This window comes from Streptomyces sp. NPDC003032, assembly GCF_053591415.1.
In genome coordinates this window covers 1-23,103 of the sequence record NZ_JBSFTT010000064.1, presented here as the reverse complement: position 1 = coordinate 23,103, position 23,103 = coordinate 1, and the positions used below count along the sequence as shown (strand labels likewise).

Sequence of the window (23,103 nt, the reverse complement as noted above, 5' to 3'; positions counted from 1 at the left end):
CCAACCACCACCCCCACACCAACCACCCCACCACCACCACCCCCCCCCGCGCGCGGGGGCCCGCCCCGCCCCCCCCCCCCACGGCCGGACACACCAGCGAGCACCGCCCGCGCCCAGCCCACTGTCGGCCATCAAGCCCACTACAGCGCCTCCATACGCTGGGCACGGCCGATCCCAGCCACAGGAGACGTCCGTGACCCGCCCTGCCCCCTCTCAGCCCCCGAACACTCACCAAGCCGACCCTCTGCACGCCAAACGACGGCGCTACCAGGCCCTGAGCTACATCTCCGGCACCCTGCTGCTGGCCCTGTGCATATCCATGGTCTTCAAATACGGCTTCGACACCGCCCAGGGCGCCACCCTCGCCCTCGCCCAGATCCACGGCGTCGGCTACCTCATCTACCTGCTGTGCACCTTCGACTACGGCACCAAAGCCGGATGGTCCATCGGCAGGCTCACCGCCGTCCTGCTCGCCGGCACCATCCCCACCGCCGCGTTCTACGCCGAACGCCGCATCGCCCACCAGCTCCCCAAACCCGGAGCCTAGGTGTATTGATCACGAGCAGAGCCAGATGAGGAGCCTGGCCTCCTCTTTCAGACGGCGTTCGGGGCGGCGAGCTGGTCGGCTGCGGGGCTCGCGGCCCAGCAGCTCGGCGAGCAGCGAATCGACTCCCGCGAAGCGGCCCTGACGGGCGGCCTGGAAGGTGGTGAGCGTCATCCGAGCCATCGCCTCCGGTGTACCGGCGGCGGCCCTGTCCGCGATCCATGCCTCGCCGTCCATCCGTGACACGCGTGATCTCACGGTCAATGGCCGCCGATGCCATCGCGGCGGCGTCGTCGAACGTCACGGCCTGGCGTGCGGTGAGTGTGACCGGGTCGTCGAAGACGCGGCGCCAGGATGACCGCTGCCGCTTCAGCGGCATCCGTGCGCTCCGTCCAGGAAACCGGCCCGTCGGCCGGGGCGTCGATGCTGCCGGTCTGCTGGCAGGGTCCGAGCAGCCAGGTGGGGCTGTGGGCGTAGAAGCCGTTGCGCAGCGCGATCCACGGAGCTATTTCATTTCCCCGCATACGCGGGCGCGGTGGTGTCAGTGGCTGCGCAGGAGCGGCAGGAGTATGTCGTCGACGAGATGCTCGACGAAGGGTTCGTCGCACGGCTCGCCCCCCATCACGATGCGGTGGACGATCACGGCCGGGGCGACCTCGGCGAAGAGTTCGGCGGCCTTGGGCGTCAGCTGTTCTCCGTGCCTGAGCGCCTTGCGCAGGGACTCGTCGGTCACCACCGCCTCATCCCGCCGCAGGATGCGGCGCATCTCCTCCGCAAGGCGCGCGTCACTGCGCATCCCGGCGAACAGCGCCCCCAACAGTCCGATCTCCTGCTCAGCGATCTGCCGGCCCAGCCAGGTAACCAGCCCGAGAAGGTCTCCGCGCAAGTCACTGGCAGCAGGCTCGGGAGGCGCGGCGTTCGAGCGGTACTCGACCGCGGCCACGACCAGCGCGGCCTTGTCGCGGTAGCGCCGGTAAATCGTCGTCTTCGCCGCCCCGGAACGGCTCGACACCCCCTCCATGGACAGCTGCTCGTAGCCCACCTCGGTCAGCAGCGCCAGCGTCGCGTCAAGAATGGCCAGGTCACGGCTGGTGTCACGCGGCCGCCCCACGACAGGCGTCCCGGCCGCGCCGCCACATACCGAACCGCTCAATGCGCTTGCCACACAACTCCCAGTTTCGATACGCGACGGTTGCGTATCGAAAGTAACCCAGAAGGCGGCCCGCGGCAACTCAAGCTCGCGTTGATCGAGGAGAGAGAAGGCGCTGCGAATCGCGACTACGGCCGACCGCGGCCCGGGCCGGCCGTGGCGGCCGGGCACCCTGCCCCCGGCGCCCATCGACCCGGAGCTGCCGAGCGCGGACATACGCATCGGCTACGCCCCGTTGCTCGACGCGGGGGCAGGAACTCGACTCCCAGCTCGACGCGCTCAGCAAGCACGGCATCCCCCGGGACGCAACACAGCTCCCTCCTCTTCACACATATCAGTACGGTTCCGCCAGTCTGGCTTGAGCGGCCGGCATCGGGATGCGCAGCAGTTGTTCGTCCTGTGGCGTCGGCACGCCCGACTCGCTGCGGAGCAGGGCGGCCGAGTAGTCCTGGACGAACCCTGCCCGGGGCATGCGCCGCTCCCACCAAGTCCGCAGAGCCTTCTCCACATCCTGCTCCGCGTCCAGGCACTGGGCGAGGACGACGGCGTCCTCGGCGGCCATCGCCGCTCCTTGGGCCATGTGCGGGCTGCTGGCGTGGGCAGCGTCACCGGCGACGGCGATACGTCCGCGGTACCACGGCTCGCGCAAGGTCACCTGCTCGATGGGGCTGCAGGCGGCGGAGGCGGAGGCGTCGGACACGACTCCGGCCAGGTCGCCGATCCAGCCGGTGAAGCGTTTGAGCAGGGATGTGATGGTGTCCGCGATCTGGCTCGTAGTGGGCCGCGCACCGATCTGCTCCTGTGGCGCGACCAGAGCGACGTAGGAGTCGGTCGCGCTGAGCGGGATGAGCGTGGTCTTGATGTCACCGCAGAAGGAGTAGACGATCCGGTCGAGTTCCGCCGGCCGCGGCAGGCTGATGCGCCAGCAGGTGAAGCCGGTGTACTCGGCCTCGTAACGGTCACCGAACACATGACGGCGGACCTGCGAGCGGATGCCGTCGAAGCCGACCAGCAGGTCATAGCGAGCATTCTCGGGCACGGTGACGCTGTCGACCGTGGTGGCGAAGGTGACTTGGACGCCGTCGTCCTCCTCCTGGATTTCGGCCAGCGTCGTTCCGTGATAGAGGCGGGCACCGGCCTTCCGTGCGCCATTAAGCAGGACGCCGCAGAGTTCGCGGCGCTGGATGCCGTTGTTGGGAGGCACACCTGGGAACCCCGGGGGCGGCATGTCGACAGCTGCACCTTCTGGGGTGATCAGGCGGAGGTCGCTGTACTGATAGCCGCGTTCGAGGCAGTCGTCTAGGACTCCGATCTCGCGCATGACGCAGAGGGCGTTGCCGGGCTGGTTGAGACCGACGCCCAGGACCGCACCGGGCGGGCGGTGTTCGACAACGTCGACGTGATAGCCGCGCTGGGCCAGGGCGGTGGCGGCGACGAGCCCGCCGATTCCGGCGCCTTGGACGAGGACTCGGGAGACCTGACTCATGCTGAGCTCCCCACGCGTCGGGAGCGGGCCGGCGGAAGGGGCACGGGCGCCGGCCCGGGGGCGATGCTGTTCTCGACGTGGCCGATGTGTTCGATGTCGATGCGTACGGTGTCGCCTGGCGTGAGTGCCGGCGGTGCGGTGTCGGGGTGGGACACCCACAGTTCAGCGAGGCAGCCGGTGCCGCAGGTGCCGGAGCCGAGGACGTCGCCGGCACGGACGACGGTGCCGCGGGACGCATAGGCGAGGAGTTCGGGGAAGGTCCACGCCATGTTGGCGGTGGTGTCGCCGCCGGTGCAATTGCCATTGAGCCGGACCTCGGTGGTGAGCGCCAGGGTGCCGTCGGTGTCCCATGCGTCGGCGAACTCGTCGGCGGTCACCAGCCACGGCCCGAGGGTGGTGGCGGTGTCCTTGGACTTCGACGGGCCAAGCGGCAGCGTCAGCTCGCGGCGCTGGAGGTCGCGGGCGGACCAGTCGTTCATGATGGTGAAGCCGAGGATGTGGTCGCGGGCCTGGGCCGGGGACAGGTCCGATCCCGCGCGGCCGACCACCGCGGCGATCTCCAACTCATAGTCGAAGCGCTGTGAGCCGGGTGGCACGGGCACGGCGTCGTACGGGCCGACGACGGCCATGGGGTTGGAGAAGTAGAAGCCAGGCTCCGCGTACCAGCCCTCGGGGACGGCCCCGTCGGCGGCGTCGGCCGACATCAGGACCGCGATGTGGTTCTCGAAGGTGAGGTAGTCGCGGATGGAGGGCGGCCGGAGGAGTGCGGCGAAGGTTGCCTCCGCCAGGGGCAGTGCCTTAGCGTCGCGGGCCCGGCGGGCCACGTCGGTCAGGGCCTCTTGGCCGCCCTCGATCACCTGGAGCAGGGTCTCGGAGGTCGGCAGGACCCGTACGGCGTCGCCGTCGGCCATCGCGACCCGCGGGCCCGCTTCGGTGCGGAGTGTGGTGAGTTTCAACGGTGTGTCCTCGTGGCTCAATGCCTGGGTGGGAGGCGTGGGGTGAGGGGTCACTTGACGGCGACGGGGTTGACCGGGGAGCCGACCGCGCCGGTGAACGGCAGCGGCTGGGCGGCGAGCCAGAACTCGTACACGCCGTCGCCCGCGCAGTCCTCGGCCAGGGTGTCCAGGTCCCACATCTCGCCGACCAGCAGCCCGATGTGCGGCAGCGCCACTTGGTGCAGTGGCTGGAAAGAGTCGGGGAATTCGTTGGGCCGGACCTCGAAGCCCCAGGTGTCGGTGGCGATCGCGGCGATCTCGGAGCCGTGCAGCCAGCCTGCGGTGCCGAAGGACAGGCCAGGGGCCGGGCCGCCGGCGTAGGTGCCCCAGCCCGTGCCCCGGGCCAGGGCGCGGCGTACGCGGGTGAGCTGTCCGGTGCGGACCAGCACGATGTCGCCCCGGCGCACCTCGGCGGTGGGGCCCTGTTGCTGGATCGTGGCGGCCAGGTCCTGGGTGGTGATCGGCTGGCCGTCGTCGAGTTCCCCGTCCGCGCCGAGTGCGCGGCCGACGTCGAGCAGGAGACCGCGGCCCACCAGCGGGGCGGCGAGGTGCTCGATGCCGGTGGCCGAGTCGCCCTCGCTGGTGACGGTGTCGGCGCCGCGGCGGCCGTTCCAGCCGATGCCGTGGTCGAAGACGTGGCCCAGGCCGTCCCACTGGGTGCCGCACTGCAGCGGCATGAACACCGTGTCGTCGGCAGCGGTCAGGCCGTGTGGCGTGCCCATCTGCTCAGCGGTGTCCTGCCCGGTGGACAGCATGGTGTGCACGGGATTGACCCGGCGGCGCCAGCCGTTCTGCGGGCCGGTGTGGTCCAGGGGCAGGGACAGCGAGAAGGTGACACCCCGGTGGGCCAGGGGCGCGGCACAGGCCCGCACGGTGTCGTCCAGGAAGTTGACGGTACCGAGGGCGTCGTCGCCTCCCCAGCGGTTCCAGTTGCTGTAGCGGGCAGCGGCCTCGGCTATGGCGGCCTCGGCGTCGGTCCCGTATTCGTCGAAGAGGGTGCTCACGGTGTGCCTCACACCGGCGGCGCTATGAAGCAGCCACGGTCGACGTCGTTGTAGCTCTCCTTGGCGACCAGCTCGCCGAACGGGTTGGCGGTGCCCCACTGGTCCTGGTTCTCCGGTTGGGAGACGTCGTAGTGGTAGGGGTGCCAGATGTCCTCGTCGAGCAGTTCGAGCTCGGTGGTGTATTCGATCGTGTTGCCGTGCGGGTCGAGGAAGTAGGAGAAGGTGTTGTCGCCAGCCATGTGGCGGCCGGGGCCCCAGATCTTGCGCACGCCGGCCCGCATCAGCCGGCCGGAACCGCGCATGTACTCGTCCAGGCCGCGCATCTCGAAGGAGATGTGGTGCAGGGATGTGTGCGGGCCGCGGGCGATGGCGAGGCTGTGGTGCTGCGGGTTGCAGCGCATGAAGTACATCAGGTCGCCCATCCGCAGCAGGGTGAGCACGTCCGAGAGGTCGAAGGCGAGGTGCTTCTCGTAGAAGGCGCGGGTGGCCTGCGGGTCGGCGGAGTTGACGACGACATGGGAGATACGGACCGGGATCGACTCGCGTTCCTCGATCCTGCGGTGTGTGCGGGTGGCCACGTCGGCGCTCACCTCGACGGTACGGCCGTCGAGGTCGAAGAACCGGAAGCCGTAGCCGCCACCCGGGGCGTCCATCTGCCGCGGCTCGTGCACCAGTTGGACGCCGCCGGTGGCCAGCCTGGCGGCAAGGGTGTCCACGGCGGCGCGGTCCCTGGCGCCGTAGGAGATGAGGTCAAGGCGCTTCTCGGCGTCCCGGCGAAGCCGGACGATGTACTGCTCCGGGGAGCCCTCGGCGGCCAGGAAGGCGATGCCGTCGTCCTCGGCGACCTGGGTGAGGCCCCACAGCGTGGTGTAGAACTCCCGCTGCTTGTCGAAGTCGGGCACCGCCAGATCGACGTGGCGGAGATGGGTGATCAGGCGGTCCGTCATCGGACACCTCCAGTGGTGGGCGGGGAGTTGAAGCCGGGCAGGGAACCAAGGAGGCGCAGGGCGTTGCCGCCGCGGATCGCGGACGTGGTGGCAGCGTCCAGCCCTGCGGCCGTCAGCCGGTCGACGGGGTCCTCGACGCCCATGTCGAAGGGGTAGTCGCTGCCGAGGGTGATCTGGGTCGCCCCCAGTGCCTCGACGAGGTGGCGCAGCTGGTGCGGGGCGTAGACCAGGGAGTCGACCCAGATCCGCTGCAGTTGCGCGCTGGGGGGCTCGGTGGTGGTGCGGGCGTCGGGGCGGGTGTGCCAGGCGTGGTCGGCGCGGCCGAGGTAGGTGGGCAGGTAGCCGCCGCCGTGCGCGGCCCAGATCCGCAGGCGGGGGTGGCGTTCGAGCAGGCCCGAGAAGGCGATCCGGGAGAGAGCGAGCGCCGTCTCCACGGGATTGCCGACCGTGTTGAACAGGTAGTAGTCGCCCAGCCGCGCACCGAGAGAGCAGCCCCAGGGGTGGATGAGAACGGCCGTCCCCAGTTCCTCGGCCGCCGCCCAGAAGTCCCCCAGAGACGGGTCGTCCAGCTCTACGCCGGGTGCGGCGGCGGTGGAGATCTGCACACCTCGCACGCCCAGGTTCGAGACGGCGGCCTGCAGGTGCCGCACGGCGAGATCGGGGTGCTGGAGGGGTATGGTGCCGATCGGGACCAGCCGGTCGGGGCGCTTCGCGCAGTATGCCGCGACCGTCTCGTTGGTCACCTCGGTGATGCGCGCGGCGAGGTGCCGGTCCGCCCAGGAGTGCGGCAGCGGTACGGCGCTGACCGCCTGGATGTCCACACCAGCCCGGTCCATCGCCTCCAGCCTGAGGTCTAGGTCGGTGAGCCGGGCAGCGAGGGACTTCAGCTGTGCTGCGTTCACCGCCAGCGAGTCGGGGCCGAGTGCCGCCGCGTCGGTCTGGCGCTGCCGGGCCAGTCCGGGTTCGCTGGCGATCAGTTCGTCGACGGCGGGCACACCGAGGTGGGCGTGGACGTCGACGGCTGGTATCGCGACGTCGGCTGCGGGACCCCTGGCTGGCTGGTTGCTCATCAGACCTCCGCCACGCACGCGTTGCGCTGCGCGCCAAGGCCGGTGACGCTCGCGTCCATCACGTCACCGGGCCGCAGCAGCCGGCCGTGCACCAGACCATTGCCGGCCGGGCTGCCGGTGAGGACCAGGTCGCCGGGCAGGAGAGTGGCGACGGCCGAGCAGTGGGCCACGATCCGTGCGACGTCGAAGATCATGTCCTTGGTCGACTCGTCCTGCATGACCTGGCCGTTGAGCCGCAGGGTCAGCTGGAAGTCGGCGGGGTCCGGCACGGCGGCCCGCGGCACGATCACCGGGCCCGTCGGCAGGAAGGTGGGAGCGTTCTTGGAAGCCAGCCAGTCCGCGCCCAGTTCGGGCATGTCGCGGCGCAGGACCCGTTCGCGCAGGGTGAGGTCGTTGACGATGACCCACCCGGCGACGGCGTCGAGCGCCTCGGACGGGTCCAGGCGGCGCGCCCGGCGGCCGATGACGGCCGCCAGTTCCAGCTCCCAGTCCGGCTGCCGGCCGTGCTCGGGCAGAACCACGTCGTCGTACGGGCCGCAGATCGCACTCGGCAGGCCGGTGAAGACGTACGGCGGGTGCTCCAGGCGGCTGTCCATCTGCGCGGCGGCGCCCGCGCGCACCTGCTCGGGAGTGCGTCCGTCGGACGGGTCGTGGTGCTTGACGGCGAGGTCGATGACATGGGTGCGGTAGTTGGCACCGCACTGGAAGATCTGGCGGGGCTCGACGGGGGCGGCGACTCGCAGATCCGCCAACGGGATCCAGTCGCCCCGCGGGGAATCCGCGGCGATCGTGTCCAGAGCCGGCCGTGCAGCCTCCCAGTCCGCTAGCAACCGCCGTACGGACGCCGGGTGGCCCACCCGCTTGTCCGCGGAAAGGTCCAGCACCCGGTCCCGACACACCAGACCGGGGAATTCTGGCTGGCCAGGTCGGTGGGAACGGGCAAAGGTCCCGAGTGCCCACGTCCCGGCGTGGTCGATCGAGGACACCATGAGCGTGCTCCTTCGCAGGGCTGTGCAGCGTCGAGGTCCGTGTAACGTCGATATGAACAGCAGCATGCTGTCCGGCCCCCTCTCAGGGCCAACAAATGATCCGTATGGTCAGGCATCCACGCAGCCGATGCCTGCCGGGTCCCCGTCTTGGAGGGCGAGTGGAGCTTCCGGCACTCGATCTGAATCTGATCGTCGTCCTGCGGGCGCTGCTACAAGAGCGCAACGTGACCCGGGCCGGTGAACAGGTCGGGCTCAGCCAGCCGGCAACGAGCGCCGCACTCGCCCGGCTGCGCCGCCATTTCGATGATCAGCTACTGGAACGCGTGGGCAGCCGCTACGAGCTGACCCCGCTCGCGCTGGCGCTGCGGTCCGACCTGAACGACACCGTAGAGCGACTGTCCGGGCTGCTCACCGCACAGCCGCACTTTGATCCGGCGACGACAAACCGCCGTTTCACGGTGCACTGCTCCGACTCCGTCCTCACCACGCTCGGTCCGCCCCTGGTAGCCGCCCTGCGCAGGGCCGCTCCCGGCGCGAGCATCGACTTCCGCACCCTCGGCCCAACCGTCCTGGGGGACCCTCTCGGCGTCCTCGGCGACCTCGACGTCCTGATCATGGCGCGGGGCCTGCTGTCCGGCATACCGAGCCGGGACCTCTACACCGATCAGTGGGTGTGCGTGGCATGGGCGGAGAACACCATCACCCCCGAGCAGCTCACCCAACGGAACGTCCTGGACGCCCGCTGGGTGGTGCCGTACAGCTTGTCCCCGCAGTCCTCCCCCGTCGACGCGCACCTGGCGGCGCTCGGACTCGACCGCCACAGCGCCGTCACCGTACAGAGCTTCACCGCACTGCATCGCCTGGTCGTCGGCAGCGACCTGCTGGCCCTGGCTCACGAACGCGACCTGCGTGCGACACCGGATGCACCCTTGCGCCGCATCGAACTGCCGGTGCCCATACCGACGCTGACCCAGGCCGCGTGGTGGCATCCACGCCAGCAGCTGGACCGGGGACACCGGTGGCTGCTCGATCTGCTGTCCCGAGTCGCGGCGGCGCTGGATCCGCTGCCCCACCCCCCGCGAGCTGCGACCACAGCATGAGCGCGGGCTGCCCGGCCAGGGGCGCCGTGGACTTGCGGATGTTCTCCCGCTCGGTTTCCGCCATCGCCGCGAAAGACGGGAACGACAACTTGTCCGGCCCGGTGGGTTCATTGATGCCGGGCAGGGGCCCGGCATCTTCAGGACCAGGCCGTGGGCGGTGAGGAGGTCAGCCAGGGCTGCCAGCTCTGCCTCAGCGTGGCCGCGAGGCCGCGAGAGTTCTTGCCGCGAGTGAAGAATACGCGTTGCGGCGTAGGGCGAACGACTACACCGGCAACACCGCAGGAGGCATCTCATGGGCAAGCTGAGCGATATGGCGAACAAGGCCAAGGAGCTGGCCCAGCCACCCGGACCAGGCCGACAAGGGTTCTGAAAGCGCCGAACGTGCGGTCGATGACCGGACCGGCAACAAGTACGACGCGCAGATTGACAAGGCCGCCGACACGGCCCGCCGCTCCTACGGAGAAGACGGCACGACGGCCGGCCACTGAGCAGCACCCTGCGGAGAGGTCCCCGGCGTTCGCGCCGGGAACCTCTCCGAGCCCTGAGGTCTTCTACCGAGCGGCTGCTTCTTCAGCGGTACCTAGAGGTCGTGACAGTTGGTGAGTCGGCGATGGGCGATGAAGGTCGCGGCTATGCCGACGTCAAGGAACCACCGAATTAAGCAGCCAGACTGATCTCGTGCAGACTGCGCAGCACCGTGTTGCGTTGCGGCATCTGAACCCAGCGCTCATGCCTGTCACCGCGCCCATTGCGCCGCCGGTTCCTACTGATCGCCCCATTGAGGCAGCAATGGCCGAAGCCGACCTCGCCGGCGAGCCAGACGGGTCATAGTGACGACAAAGCCATATGTCGCACTCCCCGCGTGAGGCTTGTTCGCTGCTGTAGCAGCCATGGCGGAGACACCCGCCAGGTGCAACCAACCACGCACCACCCAAGACCACGATCAACCTTGGTGCAACCACGGTTCGATAAATCCCCGACACCACGTGAGCAAAGACGAACCCGCCTCGTTCAGGGCTTCAACTCCGCGACGACGCGCAGGTTCAGCTGTTGGACCTGTCAGGAAAGTGCGAACTCGCGCGCTTTCGACCGCTCAGTGGCCAAGGTCCGCCGAGACGAGACCGGTCACGCGGCAATCGAGCGACGCCTCATCGCACTCGGAGCCACCGCTCGCCGAGCCGAGGAAGATGGCACGCGATGGCTCGCTCGGGCGCTCGAGGAGGTCGGGGCAGCGGCGCTGTACCACGGTGGCTGCCACAAGTACGCGCGAACTATCGGTCCGCATCGCACGCGGCTCCGGCTCACTGGGCCCGCTTTTCCAGCTCCGCGGCACGGGACCACTGTCCGCTCCGAGTCCGTAGGAACGTCATGACTAACCCGTTCGCCCCGCCCATCGACCTCAGTCACCTGCCGAACTACCAGCAGGCCGACGCGCGTCCTCGCCGCGCGGTGTTCCTCGGCCGTGTCTCCACCAAGGACCGGCAGCTTCCCGCCTCGTCTATTCCGCGGCAAGTCGTCCTCGCCGCTGAACGCCTCGACCCCGGTGAAGAGTTCTTAGCGCACTTCTGGGATGTCGAGTCCGGGATGCTGCCTGCGGCTTTGAGAGGCCTGGGACCACAGGAGATGTACGACGGGCTCGGCGTGCCAACGCCCCGGGACGGCGGCCTCCAGGACCTCGTGGACCGCACCGAGCAGATGGGCATCACGCATGTCCTGGCTGAGAGGTCCGATCGCGTGGCGCGCGCCATGCTGACCAGCCTCACCGTGGAGCACGAGCTGGAGCGCCTCGGGGCAGAGGTGATCTACGCCAACGAGCCGACGGGCGGCACCGAGTCCGGCCGGCTGCGTACGCGCAGGTACGGGCAGGCCGAGGCGGAGATCTACCGCGCGACGATGATCGAGATGTCGATGGGGGGCCAGTTCCAGCATGCGATCAACGGCTGGAACCACGGCTACCCGCCCTACCCCTACGTCGCGGTGGTCGACGAGGATGCCCCGGTTCGGGGACAGGGCCGGTTCGGGGAGATGCGGCCGAAGAAGAAGCTCATTCCGCACCCCGAGGAGCGCCGGTTCGACGCCACCCGGGAGCTGTGCCGCCTCCGGCGCGAGGAGCACCTGAAGGGCGCGGACATCGTCGCGATCCTCCAGGCAGAGCCCGACCGGTACCCGATCGAGGGTGAGTGGACCTACAACAGGGTCGAGGGGCTGGTCGCGAACCCGAAGCTGACCGGCTATCAGGTGTACAACCGGCGGGCGAACCGCACCGGCCGCGCCGGGTTCTCAAGGCGCAACCCCATTTCCCAGTGGGTGTGGTCGCCGAAGGTCGTGCACAAGCCGGTGGTGAGCCTGGAGGAGTGGATGCAGGCCCAGGAGGTCACCGCGGGACTGCGCGCGGGCGTCGAAGGCGGCCCGCTGCTGCGGATCCAGGCCGCAGCCTCCCGGCTTGGGCTCACCGTCACCGCGGTCAGCAGCAGCGCCACGCACACGCTGTACCGGATCGGGAACCAGCAGATCGTCCTGCCCGCGCCGGTGCCGGACACGCTCGTCCAGCAGGTCATCGAGGACTTGGGGAGCGCGGCGTGAGCGAGACCATCGAGGGCCAGGCCCACCGGCGCGGCCGGACCTGGGTGACGCATCTTGCCGAGCACGGTGTTTACGCACACGGGCGGACGCTACGGGCGACGGAGGCGAACGCCGTGGAGGGGCTCGAACTCGTCGGCGTGAGGGCAGAGGTCACGCTCACCCCGGTGACACCGGAACTGGAGACGCTCCGGACCGCCGACGACGCCCGAGAACAGGCCCTGCGTGCCGCGGTGTACTCCCTGGCCCTGCGCCGTACCACGCGGCGCGACATCGCCCTGGCAACACGGGCACCGGCCTGGCTGGTGAAACAGATCCTCGCCGAGCAGGCGAAGAAGGACGACTCGCAGCCTCCTGCGGAATCAGCCACGACAGCCGAGGGCACCGTATGACTCACGGACGCCCGTACGGATTCCTGCGGCCCGCCACTCAGGGTTCCTGGAACCTGCGCGTCTTTCCCTACCAGCACTGGGTCGAAGCGAACTCCAAACCCGAGGACTCGATCCCCTACGTCAGAGCAGGACTTGCCGAGCAACTCGAAATGCAGCAGCCGGGGGCCGATACCTGGTGCCAGCGCTGGAACTACCGGCTGCCGACGTCGAGACGGACCCTGGACAGAGGATTCGATCCGGAGGTCCACTGTGTCGTCCGGACCTCCCAGGCTCCGGCCATTCTGGTGCCCAGACCATGAGCGGCTACCGAGAGATCGTGAAGCTGTTGGCGGCGAACACCGGCGCGAAGCGGATGAGCGGAGTCTTCGACAACTTCGTCGAGATGGCGGCGCTGGCTCTGCGCAACGCCGTGGACGTCCGCGGGAGCGAGTCCTGGGAAGCCCGCGAAGGGCAGTACCTCCAGATCGCCGGCGGCTACAGCAGAACAGAGCTGGACCGCTTCGTGCACGCCCTGGCGCTGGTGACCACAGAGATGGAACGCGATCCCTGTGACGTGCTTGGCCGCCTCTACATGGAGTTGGAGCTCGGTAACGAGCGGCTCGGCCAGTCCATCTGACGCTGCTGCACATCCCCGCGGTGGTGCGGCGTCGCGACGTCCTCACGCTGGAAACCTTCGAGTCGTGGCCCACTCTCGCTCGTGTCATGGGCGGTTGGGGCCGGAAGCTCAGGCTGGGCCAGGCCGTCCGTGGATCACGGCGGTTGCTCATCGCGTCGCCTCAGGAGATCACCGAAAGATCCTCTGCTGCTCTGGAGGTGCAGCGATGACGATCACGCAAGAACCCGCGGTCTGGGCGGATCGGGCCAACGAGGCTGCCCGTAGCGCTGTCGCTGCCCTCGCCGAACTCACTGGCTCGGGGGTGGCGGAGAGCGACGCGGGCCCAGATGCGGGTGCCCGCGCCCGGCTGGCTCTGCCTGCTGGGGGGCAGGTGACGGAGCCGTACGACGCGGCCCGCACCATGGCCGCTCTCGGCTGGAGTGCTGCGTTCGTGGCATCGGTCCGCTTGGCCGCAGCCGGTGGCCTGAAGGCCGACGGTTCCGGGTTCCGCGCGGTCGAAGCGGACGGCCGTACAGGGCGGCGGGTCAAGGGTGAGCGGGTGCGGCTGCTCGCCCGCTGCGGATACCTCGCGCGTCACTCCTCGGGCTTGGTCGTGGCGACGGAGGACGGACACGAGGTGCTCAGGCTCGCCGAGGCTGCCGGGCCGGGCGTGCTGCGCGATGAGGCCGACGTCATGGCGTCGGTTCGCAAGGCTCGCCGCGCCCGTCAGTGGGACAGCCACGCCGGGCAGGACGCGCACGCCTTGCCGGTGCTCCCCGGGGGAAGTGAGGAACGCCGCCGCCTGGCCGTCGCCCGAAAGAGCGCGGAGCGGGCGGCCGTCGAGGCGGAGAAGACGCGCCAGCGGACCGAGGCACTGATGCGGCGCGCACGGATCCGGGACCGCCGGGAGGCCCGGCGTGAGGCGGCCCGGGAGGCGGAGGCCAGGACGCCGCGCCGGTGCTGCCGGGGGGTATGGCCGATGGACTGGCGGTGCGGGGAATGCCGGGAACTGGCAGCGCGGGGGATCGAGGACTTCCCCGCCCTCCCGGCAGGCAGCACGAACACACAGCAGAGCAGCAACACACGGAAGGACTCGGGGCACGGTGGGTAAGCGGCGGATCAGGGTGAAGCGGATCACTGACGGCCTGTGGCACGCGATCACGCGCGGCGCGGTGTACACGGTGGTTCATGAGGATCGCGAGGTGTGGCCGTGGGTGATCGTCGCCCCGAACGGCGACCGGATCGGTACCCCGTCCGTGATCGACGGCGAGTTTGCCGTTGAAGACGTCCGGGACATCGTCCGCAGGCACGCCGACGGTGAGCCGGTGGACGCCCCGGTCGCTGCTTCCACCCCCGGGCCGGCCGCGACCGGTGACGATAGCGACGCCGAGCCGATGGCTGTTGGTGAGGTGTACACCGGTGAGGCGTTCGCCCGAGCCGCCGCGTTCGACCTGGCGGAGACCCGTTGGGGTGTCGAGTGCACCCGGCACGCCCCCGTGACTGTGTGGGTGGACAAGTTCGGCGATGAAACCGAATGCAAGAACGCGGCAATGCAGTTCGACAACCGGGCCGACGCCGAGTACGCAGCCCAGCTGCACGCCGATGACCACGCGCGCCGTGATGAGGGCGTGGTCACACCGGCCGAGATCGAGCGGGCCGCCGCCCTGAGCTTCTCCCGCAACCAGTGGCGGGCGCTGGGCTGGATCCGTGAGGGCAAGGTCAGGGAGACGCGCGGGGGATTCAAGGCGTACGACGTCAGCCCGGACCGTGCCGACGTGTCGGCCCGTATCAAGCGGGACCGCATTCCGGCGCTGTGGTCGGCTGGGTACGTGAAGGTGTTCGCCGTGGCGCCTGGTGTGCGCGCCTTCGGCCTCACAGAGGACGGGGAGCGGGCATACCGCCTGTGGTCCCGGGTGATGAAGACCGAGGCCGTCACCGAGCCGGAGACCGACACCGCCCACGACGACGTGAAGGGGCAGCCGTACCGGCTGCTGTCCGCCCGTCAGTACTGGCTGCGGGAAACCCCGGTGGACGAGGAGGCCGAGAAAGCTGAGAAGGCGGCGGCCGAGGAGAAGGCGGCCCGCCTCGATGAAGAGTCCAAGCGGCTCCCGGCGGAAGCGGTCGCGCTGATCTCCCAGGCCGAGAAGTCCGGCCGGTGGATGTCGCGCACCCTGGTCCACCCTGCGAGTGCGGCCGTGGTGCAAGTCCACGACGTGGACGAGGAGCGCGGCCGAGTCGTGCGGATGCTGTGGAAGTGGATGCCGGAAGGCTGGGAGTTCTCCACGGGCGGCACGCTCGACGGAAAGGGGGACCGAACCGAACTCAAGGCGATGTCAGAGGCTCGCGCGTGGGTACTCGACGCTGTGACGTTCGCGGGCGACGACGTCACCCCCGACGAGGACAACGACCAGGCCGACGGCGGCGAACCCCTCCATGTCTCCCGCGAGTTCTTACCCACCGCCACCCCGGGCAGCGATGCCGAGATCATCGAGATTGCCGCCGTTGGTCTGCTGTGGCAGCGCGACGGCGACAAGTTCGCGCACGCCGGACGCATGGTCAGCCCCGCGCGGGTACTGCCGCTGATCGAAGCCGGGACGCTCTACCGCTCCGCTGATGGGCGCGTCTACCCCGTCAAGGACAACCAGGTCGAAGAGGCCGAGCGCGCCGACAGGGCCGCCCAGGTCGAGGACCATGCGAAGGAGAAGGTAGAGAACTGAGCATGAAAATCAGCAAGCTCACATCCGGGGCCATTGAAGCCCTCCAGCACCGTGAATCCACCGGCAAGGCCGTCATATCCGCGCCGCCTGGTCCGAGCCACCCGTGGATCACAGCAGCTCCTGGGCACGACGCTGCAAGGGACCACCGGGAAGCCCGTTGATGCTCTGAAGGTGCAGCGATGACGATCACGCAGGAACGAACTTCTCTCCCCGACTTCGCCAGCGACGCCGCGCCGCGACGCATCGGCGAGGCCCCCGAGATCTTCTTCAAGGCAGGTACGACGGTCGACCCCCGGTGTGGTTCAGGCCGTAGGCACACGCAGGGCCGCGGAAAAAGAGACCCCACCGTCGGAGCAAGCCCTCCGGGCGTTGGGGTCTTCGCTGCACTGTCTTCAGCATCAGAGCGGGAAGTGAAAAAGGAAGCCCGCCCCGCAGCGGAGCATGACGCTCTGCCGGGGGAGGGCCTCCGGTGTGACAACTGACCGTCAGCTGTGGTGTGCGCGAATGGCCATCAGCAACTCGCCAAGCATGTTCGTGCCTTGGACCTGCTCGTGCTTCGGACAAAAGCACGAGCCCCAGAACTGGTCATGCCAGTGATTCGTCTCGACGAGCATCAGGTCACCGGTGGCGACGAGCCGCTGGCTCAGGCCGGGGACAACGAACTTGGCCATGAGCACACGCTGCATGGCCCAGACGCGCATTCCGGTGTTCCAGCCGGGGCGCAGCGTCACCCGGCGGCCCCGCCCCTTGCTTTCGCCGGGAGTCGGAGCACTGAGCACGTGGTTCTGCTCAGCGGGATCGAGGGTCTTCAGTGCGTTGAATGCGTGTTCACCGGAGGCAGCTTCGCGTCCCAGCGGCGGGACGAAGAAGGGCGTCTCATCGATTCCTAATGCCGTTCGTCAAGCCGCGGCGCACGCTTGAGGTAGCGGGCAGGAGATGTCGGAGGTGCGCGGTACAGTCCGTTCATCCGACTGGGGAGGGCTCATGGCGACCAAGTGGAGCTTGACGATCGACTGCGCGTACCCGGGGAAACTGGCCGCGTTCTGGGCGCTGGCGTTGGGCTACGAGGAGAAGCCCGCGCCCGCAGGGTTCGGGAGCTGGGAGGAGTGGTTCTCGCATCATGAGGTTCCGGAGGACGAGTGGGATGACGGGGCGTACCTCTCAGATCCGGACGGCGTGGGCCCCACCTTGTCCTTGCTGAAGGTGCCGGAGCCGAAGGTGGCGAAGAACCGGCTGCATATCGACGTGCAAGTTGGTGGCGGCCGTGAAACCCCGTGGGAGGTGCGCTGGCCGCGCGTGGTCGAGGCGGTGGAGCGGTTGACCGCTGCGGGCGCGACCGTGGTCCGCGAGGACGAGTTGCAGGGCAGGCCGGATCACGTGGTGATGGCAGACCCGGAGGGTAACGAGTTTTGCCTGGTCTGACGGGGTCGGTCAGGCCAACTGGCCGCGCGCAGCGTGTCGCGTCCCTTTCTATGCGGCAGCCCTTGCCGGCGGAGCTGGCTCGTAGCGCCGTCCGTCGCGCAGAAGGGCCCAGAGGACGTTGACGCGGCGGCGAGCGAGAGCCAGGACGGCCTGGGTATGGCGCTTGCCCTCGGCACGTTTGCGATCGTAGAAGCGCCGGGATTCCTCGCAGTGGCGGATGCTGAACAACGCCGAGGTGTAGAAGACGCGTTGGAGGCGGCGGTTGTATCGCTGCGGACGGCGCAGGTTCCCGCTCAGTTTTCCGGAATCGCGGGGCACCGGGGCGACGCCGCCGAAGCCGGCGAGACGGTCGGCGGTGCCGAACGCCGTCATGTCGCCGCCGGTGGCTGCCAGGAACTCGGCGCCGAGGATGATGCCCAGGCCGGGCATGCTGGTGATCACCTCGAAGGTGTGGTGGTCGCGAAACCGGGTCTCGATGGCCTTGTCGAGCTCGGCGACCTGCTGGTTGAGGCTCATCACTTCCTTCGCCAGCGTGTGTACCAACGTGGCGGCCAGCTTCTCGCCGGGCAGGCTCGTGTGCTGCCGTTCGGCGGCCTGGACAGCGATTTCGGCGAGCCGATCGGGGCGGACGACGTGGCGGTTGCGCAGCCAGGTCTCCAGCCGCTTGACGCCGATCCGGCGAATAGCCGCGGGGGTCTGATAGCCGGTCAGCAGGGTGAGCGGGCCGGTGTTGGTGAGGTCCAGGGCCCGCTCCAGGCCGGGGAAGATGCCGGTGAACTGGGCACGGAGGCGGTTGACGGTGCGGGTGCGGTCGGCGACCAGGTCCATGCGGCGGCCGGTGAGGATCTTGAGATCGATGACGGTGTCGTCGCCGGCCCGCAGCGGATGCAGATCGCGGCGGACGCGGACCTGGTCGGCGATGACGGCGGCGTCCTTCGCGTCGGTCTTGCCCTCGCCGCGGTAGCTCTCGGAGGCGCGGTGAATGGCCCGGCCGGAGATGTAGTGGACCGGCTGGTCGCGGTTGACCAGGAGCGCGATGGCCAGGGCGGCTCCGCCGTCGGCCAGGTCGATGCCCCAGGTCACCTCGTCACCCAGGGCCAGGATGTCGGCGAGGAGTTCGAGCAGTTCGGGTTCGTCGTTGGCGACGCGTCGCGACAGCAGCCGGCGGCCGCTCTCGTCGATCGCGACGCAGTGATGGTGGGCTTTGCCTGCGTCGATGCCGGCCCAGATCGCGGCCATGTGGTGCCTCCGTGTGGTGGTGTTGCTGGCGCCTCCCACGGACGACCTCGCTGTCGATTCCCTACGTAGCGATCATTCGCAATTCCTAATTGGCAGCCGAGTCGTCGTGGGGCGTCGGGCGGCCAATCGATGGAAGCCACAAGTGGCAGAAGTTTGAAAGCCACACCCGACGCCCCTGGGTGGATGAACCATACGAAGGGCTCACCACGTCCCGCAGAACAACGTAGGGAAGTTCGAGAGGAAGCCGAGGGTGTCGGTGAACATAGGCATCTGACTGTATTGGGCCACGGTGGTCACTCCTGACGTCTCATGGGTTCATACCTGCGAGTCGTCTCCCGGATCAGCTGTGCTGATTACAGAGCGGCAGGAGACCAGAAAAGAGGTTCCCTGCAGTCCACGTGCTCCTCCGGCATTCCGGGAAGCAAGAGAAGGACCCCGACCTGATGCCGGAGCACCAAGTCGGGGTCCATGTAGAGATTGGGCGTCAGTGGGTCCTCTGGGGCAGTCGCAGCCCGGCCATGCCCAGAGCATCCGAGTGGAAGCTGACTTCCATGGCGACCAGCCCGTCGATGACCTGCTGGGCCGCTTCGCCGAGCTCGCGCACGGCGTCGCGGTTGTACTTCCCGAGGATCTGCTCTACCCCATGCGACTGCGTGATCTGCAGGTTCAGACGCACGCGGCCGTCTGCTTCGCAGACCGCGGCGAACACATCCAGCTCCAGCTCGCCGGCGTACGCGCCGATGCAGTTGTTGAGCATCGCACCCCAGCGGGAGAGCGTCTCGGCATCATGGGCAACGACGAGGCTCAGACCGGGGGCTGCTTTCCGACCATCCAGCAGTGCGGCCGTCTGCAGTGCCCATTGGTGGCGCTGGGCCTGCTTCGCGATCCGCTCGAGGCGGCGGGCCTCCTCGCGTTCATAGCGCTCACGATCGCGGGCAGCCATCAGCTCGTGCCGACGGTCCTCGATCAGACCCAACGCCTGCACGCGGAACGCCTCGTCCTTCCAGCGGTCCCAGTCAGCGACCTGGGCCGTGCCCTCGGGAAGCAGCCGGATCTCGCGGTTGTAGTGCTCCATCTCGCGAAGGGCGTGGATCTCCTCCTGTATGACGCGTTGGGCCGTGCGGCCCCGGGGGTCGTGCCAGCGCTCGATTGCGGGCAGGCCCCGGACCAGGTGCTCGAGGTCACGGGAACTGCGGACCCGGCGCTGCCCGCGGGCAGCGATGATCTCTGGAAGGAGGTCGAGGTCACGGGTGACGGCCAAACGGTGAGCCGTGCAGTCGGCTGCATCGGCCAGCGTGCGCCGCGCCTGGTGGACGGACTCGTTGAGGATCCGTCGCAGCACCGGCTGCGGAGTCCGGCGCAGGATCGAGCGGATGCCTCGCTGCTGTAGGGATGTGAGCGACGGCTGGCGCATCAGGTCGCGGCCGCCGACTGTCTTCGTCGTGCGCATGGCATCGATGAGCCAGTCCACGGGCACCAGCCCGCGGAACATGGCGAACCAGTTCAGGGTGTTGATGTCCAGACGCTCCACCTCGCGGGCCAGTGGTCGACGGTAGGCGCACACGCCGAAGAGGTTCTTCGCGACCTGCGCATGGTCGTGGGCATCGAGATAGGGCAGGTAGGCGGAGGCCGCACGATCCCGCCGGCCGTCCTTGAGCAACGGGAAGCGGTCGTTCCAGTTGGGCAGCTCGCCGATGTGTTCGCGGATCGCGGCGATCGCCTGGTCCACGGCGTTGTCGACTCCCTCAGGCTCCGGTCCTTCGAGCCGGCGGGCCTGCGGGTTGCCGCGCATCCACAGCTGCAGCGTCCCGGACAGTCCGCGAATCCAGGACTCGACCATGGTCTCGGAGAAGACATGGCGGGTGTTGGATTTGCCGGTGCGGCGGTCGATCTCGCGCAGGACGACGAGGCCCTTCTTCGTGCGGGCCATCGACGTGAGCTTCTCTGAGGTCCAGTAGTGGAATGCCTTGCCCGAGGCGCGCATGCGGTGCATGCGCCTGTAGAGCGAGACGGCGACGGACGTCCGGCCGTCAGGTAGAGCCCGCGCCAGGATCCTCAGGCTGATGCCGGAGACCGCGCCTTCGACTGCGACGACGCCCTGCTCGGCAAGGGCGTCGTCGACATACTTGATGTAGAGCAGGGCGTGCTCAGTGCGCTCGGGCATGGCGGTCTCCCCCGGGAAGATGTGATGGATTCGGCAGGGAGACCCCCGGCGCTGCCTTGCAGCGCACTGCCCGCGTCTCATCCGATTCCCTCCCCTCCGACTCGTCCCCCTGTCAGGCCATTCGAGATCGCCTGTCGATTCGAAGTCATGTCGAGCGAAAGGCCCTTTGACAAGGAATGCACACCCCTACCGACTCGGAGTGAGAAGCCGGGGCTGAGCGTGCGAAAAAGGAGAACTCCCGTCGGCGGCCCTTGCGGGGATCTTGGCTGTGCTGTTCGCCAGGCGACGCGCTCGATGCGCGTGGCTCCCGAGTCGTCCTCTACTCGGTGCCTTGGATGCTGATCGGCCGCCGGGTGGACGTCCGCTCCACCGCCGCCATCGTGCAGGTCTTCGACGAGGGTGAATCGGTCAAGACACACGCAGCACTTGAGCCGGGCAAGCGCACCGACGCAGGCGACTACCCGCCCGAGAAGATCGCCTTCCAGATACAGACGCCGATGTGGTGCCGCAGCCAGGCGTCCGAGGTCGGCGACGCCTTCACCGGGCCCCTGCGGGCATTGAGGCCAGCACGACCGGTCGTGACGGGGGCAGCGGCCGTCTCGGTGCAGCCACCGCCAGCAGGACAACCGGGCCCGGTGCGAGCGGGTGGGCGCAGTGCGTTCAGTACCGGCCGCCTGCGGTGGCGGTGTGGGTGCGGCGGCCGTGGCGGATGAGGTGAGCGAGGAGCGCGGCGATCATGAGCGCGGCTCCTCGGTCTCGAAGCAGATGACGATCTCCTCGTCCCGGACGTGGAAGCGCAGCACGTTGTCGGCGAGCGGCTGCTCGTCAGGATCTCGTAGCGCTGCCGGTACGCCCGCTAGGCGATCGCCCACGCCTTGCCGATCTCAGCAGCGGGCGCGCGGTAGGGTCCGGGGGATGATCCAGCGGCGGATGGTGCGGGTGACCGTCTCGGACGTGTAGTCAGCCGTGGCGCTCCTCCTGCGTCTGCGCCCTGTCCTGCCGCGCTCCGGCGGCGGGCTCGGTATCGGGCTCGACGGTGTACGTCGTGGTCGCGCGGACGAGGCGACGCCGGGTCGGCATGCCGTCACTCCACGTCGGGCCGACGGAGCGGGCGTGGGCCAGGGCGTTCACGGCGCAGTCTCGGTTGATGTAGCAGGTACCGGGCGCCCACTCGTTGGCGAGCGGATCGTGCAGCTCGGCGCGCCAGGTGTGCTCGGCGGGGTGCGCCTCGATGGTGGGCTGCGCCTCGGCTGCCAACCGGCGCAGGAACGCCACGGCGCCCGTCCAGTTCGCGATGCTGGGGCTGCGGTAGCGGGCGATGTAGCGTCCAGCTCGTCGGCAGCCTCGGCGAGGATTGCGGCCCGGTCGACGAGCACAGGCTGCATCGCGCGGGCCACAGCCGCAGCAACCGCGGCGATCGTCCGCGGGTCGTCCGTGACGATGCTGTTCTCGGTGTCGCAGTGCGCCCACACAGCGGCGGCGATCGGCTCCATCAGCGGGTCGCCGTCGATCCATGCGGCATTCGAGGCGGCGGTCTGCGGGTCGGTTGTCATGGTGTAGCTCCTGGTCGCGTGCGTATGGTCGGGGCACCCGGCCGCCGCTGGCTCCAACAGCGGCGGCTGGCCTGCGTGCGTTAGGCATTGGGGTGCTGTCCGCCGGCGTCGCGCAGCAAGGCCGAGGTTCCGCCGGTGCCGCACTCGCACGTGTGGGCGCAGTGCTCACAGTCCTCGCAGACCTGGTGCGGGCAGCAGCCGCAGGGCAGGAACCGGTTCGGCGGCAGGGTGCAGCGGTGCGTGGCCTCTGCGGCGGCCGCGGCCTCGGCCTCCTCGCGCTTGCTGAGGAGTGCCTTCACGCAGGCCTGGCACGACACGTCGGTGCCGGGGGCCTCTAGGCTGCTCTCCGTGTCCCACGGAAAGTACATGCCGCACGCGCCGGCGTCGCCGATGCCGTCGTCTATCTGCCTGGTGGCGTGCACCGCGCGACCGCGGTTCGTCTTCGGCTCGGGTAGCCGTCGGGGTCGCTCTCCCGCTCCAGGGCGGTCAGGGCCTGGCGCACGGCCTCGGCGTCGGCGTCGCTGCTGATGCCGACGGCGCGCAGCGACTTGCACGGCCACGGCACCTGGCCACCGATCGTGTGCTCGCTGCTCCGGCACTCCGGCCCGTGCGTCCCCTTGCAGACCTTCGGCGTCGCGCAGCACCCGTGCCGGGGGTCGGCCGTCTTCGGGTGCAGGGCGAGCATCGCGCCCTGGAGGCGGAGCGCGCCCACCGCGGCGGCGGCCCGGACCGCGTCCTCGTGGGCGTCGAGGAGCGCCTTCGCCTCTTCGTGGCACATGGGTCCGCCGGCCTCGGGGGCGACGAGTTGGTTGAAGATCGGGCGCCGGGTCCCGTTCACGGTCGGATCCGGGGCCTGCCCGCCCAGCTCGTCGGCCTGGTCGTCCAGCCGCAGAGCGGAGATGAGGATGGCGTCGTGGGTCTTGGAGTCGGTTGTGTCCGGCAGGTTCAGTTCCGTGCGGCGCAGGAACTTCGCGGCCCGGCGCAAGGCGGGGATGTCCTTCGGCGTGAATTCGACGGTGATCATCGGCGTCCTTACTTTGTAGGTGGGTTGATTCCGGCCACTTACTGGCTCTAACAAAAGCTGTTGATCAAGTGACTATCGGCTTGGTGGCTCGTTGGTCAGGTCATGGCGAAGCGTCAGTCGCGGCCGTGGATC

General features: G+C 69.1%; 26 protein-coding genes. 11 read left to right on the top strand and 15 right to left on the bottom strand.

The window, feature by feature from the left end:
- Positions 1-193 precede the first annotated feature (193 nt).
- Complete coding sequence (locus ACWDZ7_RS40370) at positions 194-547, top strand: DUF3817 domain-containing protein (RefSeq protein ID WP_451803745.1); 354 nt, start codon at positions 194-196, stop codon at positions 545-547.
- Positions 548-556: 9 nt separating this feature from the next.
- On the opposite strand, the gene ACWDZ7_RS40365 is transcribed toward ACWDZ7_RS40370, so the two are convergent.
- The 8 genes from ACWDZ7_RS40365 to ACWDZ7_RS40330 all read right to left on the bottom strand — a co-directional run bounded on the left by ACWDZ7_RS40365 (position 557) and on the right by ACWDZ7_RS40330 (position 8,185).
- Positions 557-790, bottom strand: coding sequence for a hypothetical protein (locus tag ACWDZ7_RS40365; protein ID WP_451803744.1), 234 nt, complete (start codon positions 788-790; stop codon positions 557-559).
- A 295-nt stretch (positions 791-1,085) separates the two neighbouring features.
- Positions 1,086-1,910: a TetR/AcrR family transcriptional regulator gene (locus tag ACWDZ7_RS40360; protein ID WP_451803743.1), complete on the bottom strand. Its 825-nt coding sequence runs from the start codon at positions 1,908-1,910 to the stop codon at positions 1,086-1,088.
- A gap of 118 nt (positions 1,911-2,028) precedes the next feature.
- The gene (locus tag ACWDZ7_RS40355; RefSeq protein WP_451803742.1) at positions 2,029-3,180 is read right to left on the bottom strand and encodes an FAD-dependent monooxygenase; all 1,152 of its coding nucleotides are present in this window, start codon (positions 3,178-3,180) and stop codon (positions 2,029-2,031) included.
- A complete protein-coding gene (locus ACWDZ7_RS40350; protein WP_451803741.1) occupies positions 3,177-4,136 on the bottom strand; it encodes a fumarylacetoacetate hydrolase family protein in 960 nt (319 codons plus the stop codon). The genes ACWDZ7_RS40355 and ACWDZ7_RS40350 overlap by 4 nt, the downstream gene beginning before the upstream one ends.
- A 50-nt stretch (positions 4,137-4,186) precedes the next feature.
- On the bottom strand, positions 4,187-5,191 hold the full coding sequence (locus tag ACWDZ7_RS40345) for a cyclase family protein (RefSeq protein WP_451803740.1): 1,005 nt from the start codon (positions 5,189-5,191) through the stop codon (positions 4,187-4,189).
- Positions 5,188-6,126: a VOC family protein gene (locus ACWDZ7_RS40340; RefSeq protein ID WP_451803739.1), complete on the bottom strand. Its 939-nt coding sequence runs from the start codon at positions 6,124-6,126 to the stop codon at positions 5,188-5,190. Before ACWDZ7_RS40340 ends, ACWDZ7_RS40345 begins: the two co-directional genes overlap by 4 nt.
- Positions 6,123-7,196 carry an amidohydrolase family protein gene (locus ACWDZ7_RS40335; RefSeq protein WP_451803738.1) on the bottom strand — a complete coding sequence of 358 codons (1,074 nt, stop codon included), beginning with the start codon at positions 7,194-7,196 and terminating at the stop codon, positions 6,123-6,125. The genes ACWDZ7_RS40340 and ACWDZ7_RS40335 overlap by 4 nt, the downstream gene beginning before the upstream one ends.
- Positions 7,196-8,185, bottom strand: a complete 990-nt coding sequence (locus tag ACWDZ7_RS40330; protein ID WP_451803737.1) for a fumarylacetoacetate hydrolase family protein — start codon at positions 8,183-8,185, stop codon at positions 7,196-7,198. Before ACWDZ7_RS40330 ends, ACWDZ7_RS40335 begins: the two co-directional genes overlap by 1 nt.
- Before the next feature lie 158 nt (positions 8,186-8,343).
- On the opposite strand from ACWDZ7_RS40330, the gene ACWDZ7_RS40325 reads away from it, so the two are divergent.
- The 7 genes from ACWDZ7_RS40325 to ACWDZ7_RS40295 all read left to right on the top strand — a co-directional run bounded on the left by ACWDZ7_RS40325 (position 8,344) and on the right by ACWDZ7_RS40295 (position 15,569).
- Entirely contained in the window at positions 8,344-9,285 is a 942-nt protein-coding gene (locus ACWDZ7_RS40325) for a LysR family transcriptional regulator (RefSeq protein WP_451803736.1), read from the top strand.
- Between the two features lie 308 nt (positions 9,286-9,593).
- A complete protein-coding gene (locus tag ACWDZ7_RS40320) occupies positions 9,594-9,773 on the top strand; it encodes an antitoxin (RefSeq protein ID WP_451803747.1) in 180 nt (59 codons plus the stop codon).
- A gap of 880 nt (positions 9,774-10,653) precedes the next feature.
- Complete coding sequence (locus ACWDZ7_RS40315) at positions 10,654-11,868, top strand: recombinase family protein (protein ID WP_451803735.1); 1,215 nt, start codon at positions 10,654-10,656, stop codon at positions 11,866-11,868.
- The gene (locus ACWDZ7_RS40310; protein ID WP_451803734.1) at positions 11,865-12,257 is read left to right on the top strand and encodes a hypothetical protein; all 393 of its coding nucleotides are present in this window, start codon (positions 11,865-11,867) and stop codon (positions 12,255-12,257) included. The genes ACWDZ7_RS40315 and ACWDZ7_RS40310 overlap by 4 nt, the downstream gene beginning before the upstream one ends.
- Positions 12,258-12,552: 295 nt before the next feature.
- Positions 12,553-12,873, top strand: a complete 321-nt coding sequence (locus ACWDZ7_RS40305) for a hypothetical protein (protein WP_451803733.1) — start codon at positions 12,553-12,555, stop codon at positions 12,871-12,873.
- Between the two features lie 205 nt (positions 12,874-13,078).
- Positions 13,079-13,963: a hypothetical protein gene (locus ACWDZ7_RS40300; RefSeq protein WP_451803732.1), complete on the top strand. Its 885-nt coding sequence runs from the start codon at positions 13,079-13,081 to the stop codon at positions 13,961-13,963.
- Positions 13,956-15,569, top strand: coding sequence for a hypothetical protein (locus ACWDZ7_RS40295; RefSeq protein WP_451803731.1), 1,614 nt, complete (start codon positions 13,956-13,958; stop codon positions 15,567-15,569). The genes ACWDZ7_RS40300 and ACWDZ7_RS40295 overlap by 8 nt, the downstream gene beginning before the upstream one ends.
- 485 nt (positions 15,570-16,054) lie before the next feature.
- Here the strand turns inward: ACWDZ7_RS40295 and ACWDZ7_RS40290 are convergent, their stop codons facing one another.
- Positions 16,055-16,423, bottom strand: coding sequence for an NADAR family protein (locus ACWDZ7_RS40290; RefSeq protein ID WP_451803746.1), 369 nt, complete (start codon positions 16,421-16,423; stop codon positions 16,055-16,057).
- 130 nt (positions 16,424-16,553) lie between these two features.
- Here ACWDZ7_RS40290 and ACWDZ7_RS40285 point away from each other — a divergent pair, with 130 nt between their 5' ends.
- Entirely contained in the window at positions 16,554-16,991 is a 438-nt protein-coding gene (locus ACWDZ7_RS40285) for a VOC family protein (RefSeq protein WP_086765823.1), read from the top strand.
- Between the two features lie 48 nt (positions 16,992-17,039).
- Here the strand turns inward: ACWDZ7_RS40285 and ACWDZ7_RS40280 are convergent, their stop codons facing one another.
- Positions 17,040-18,230: an IS110 family transposase gene (locus tag ACWDZ7_RS40280; protein WP_451803730.1), complete on the bottom strand. Its 1,191-nt coding sequence runs from the start codon at positions 18,228-18,230 to the stop codon at positions 17,040-17,042.
- A 484-nt stretch (positions 18,231-18,714) separates the two neighbouring features.
- Complete coding sequence (locus tag ACWDZ7_RS40275; protein ID WP_451803729.1) at positions 18,715-20,394, bottom strand: PcfJ domain-containing protein; 1,680 nt, start codon at positions 20,392-20,394, stop codon at positions 18,715-18,717.
- A gap of 326 nt (positions 20,395-20,720) precedes the next feature.
- Here ACWDZ7_RS40275 and ACWDZ7_RS40270 point away from each other — a divergent pair, with 326 nt between their 5' ends.
- Entirely contained in the window at positions 20,721-21,107 is a 387-nt protein-coding gene (locus ACWDZ7_RS40270; protein ID WP_451803728.1) for a hypothetical protein, read from the top strand.
- Positions 21,108-21,128: 21 nt separating this feature from the next.
- On the opposite strand, the gene ACWDZ7_RS40265 is transcribed toward ACWDZ7_RS40270, so the two are convergent.
- On the bottom strand, positions 21,129-21,266 hold the full coding sequence (locus ACWDZ7_RS40265; protein ID WP_451803727.1) for a hypothetical protein: 138 nt from the start codon (positions 21,264-21,266) through the stop codon (positions 21,129-21,131).
- Between the two features lie 88 nt (positions 21,267-21,354).
- Positions 21,355-21,669, bottom strand: a complete 315-nt coding sequence (locus ACWDZ7_RS40260; protein WP_451803726.1) for a hypothetical protein — start codon at positions 21,667-21,669, stop codon at positions 21,355-21,357.
- 159 nt (positions 21,670-21,828) lie between these two features.
- Here ACWDZ7_RS40260 and ACWDZ7_RS40255 point away from each other — a divergent pair, with 159 nt between their 5' ends.
- Entirely contained in the window at positions 21,829-21,954 is a 126-nt protein-coding gene (locus ACWDZ7_RS40255; protein ID WP_451803725.1) for a hypothetical protein, read from the top strand.
- A 73-nt stretch (positions 21,955-22,027) separates the two neighbouring features.
- Here ACWDZ7_RS40255 and ACWDZ7_RS40250 read toward each other — a convergent pair whose 3' ends face one another.
- Entirely contained in the window at positions 22,028-22,369 is a 342-nt protein-coding gene (locus ACWDZ7_RS40250; protein ID WP_451803724.1) for a hypothetical protein, read from the bottom strand.
- Positions 22,348-22,971 (bottom strand): hypothetical protein, encoded by a 624-nt coding sequence (locus tag ACWDZ7_RS40245; protein WP_451803723.1) that lies wholly within the window; start codon positions 22,969-22,971, stop codon positions 22,348-22,350. The genes ACWDZ7_RS40250 and ACWDZ7_RS40245 overlap by 22 nt, the downstream gene beginning before the upstream one ends.
- Positions 22,972-23,103 lie beyond the last annotated feature (132 nt).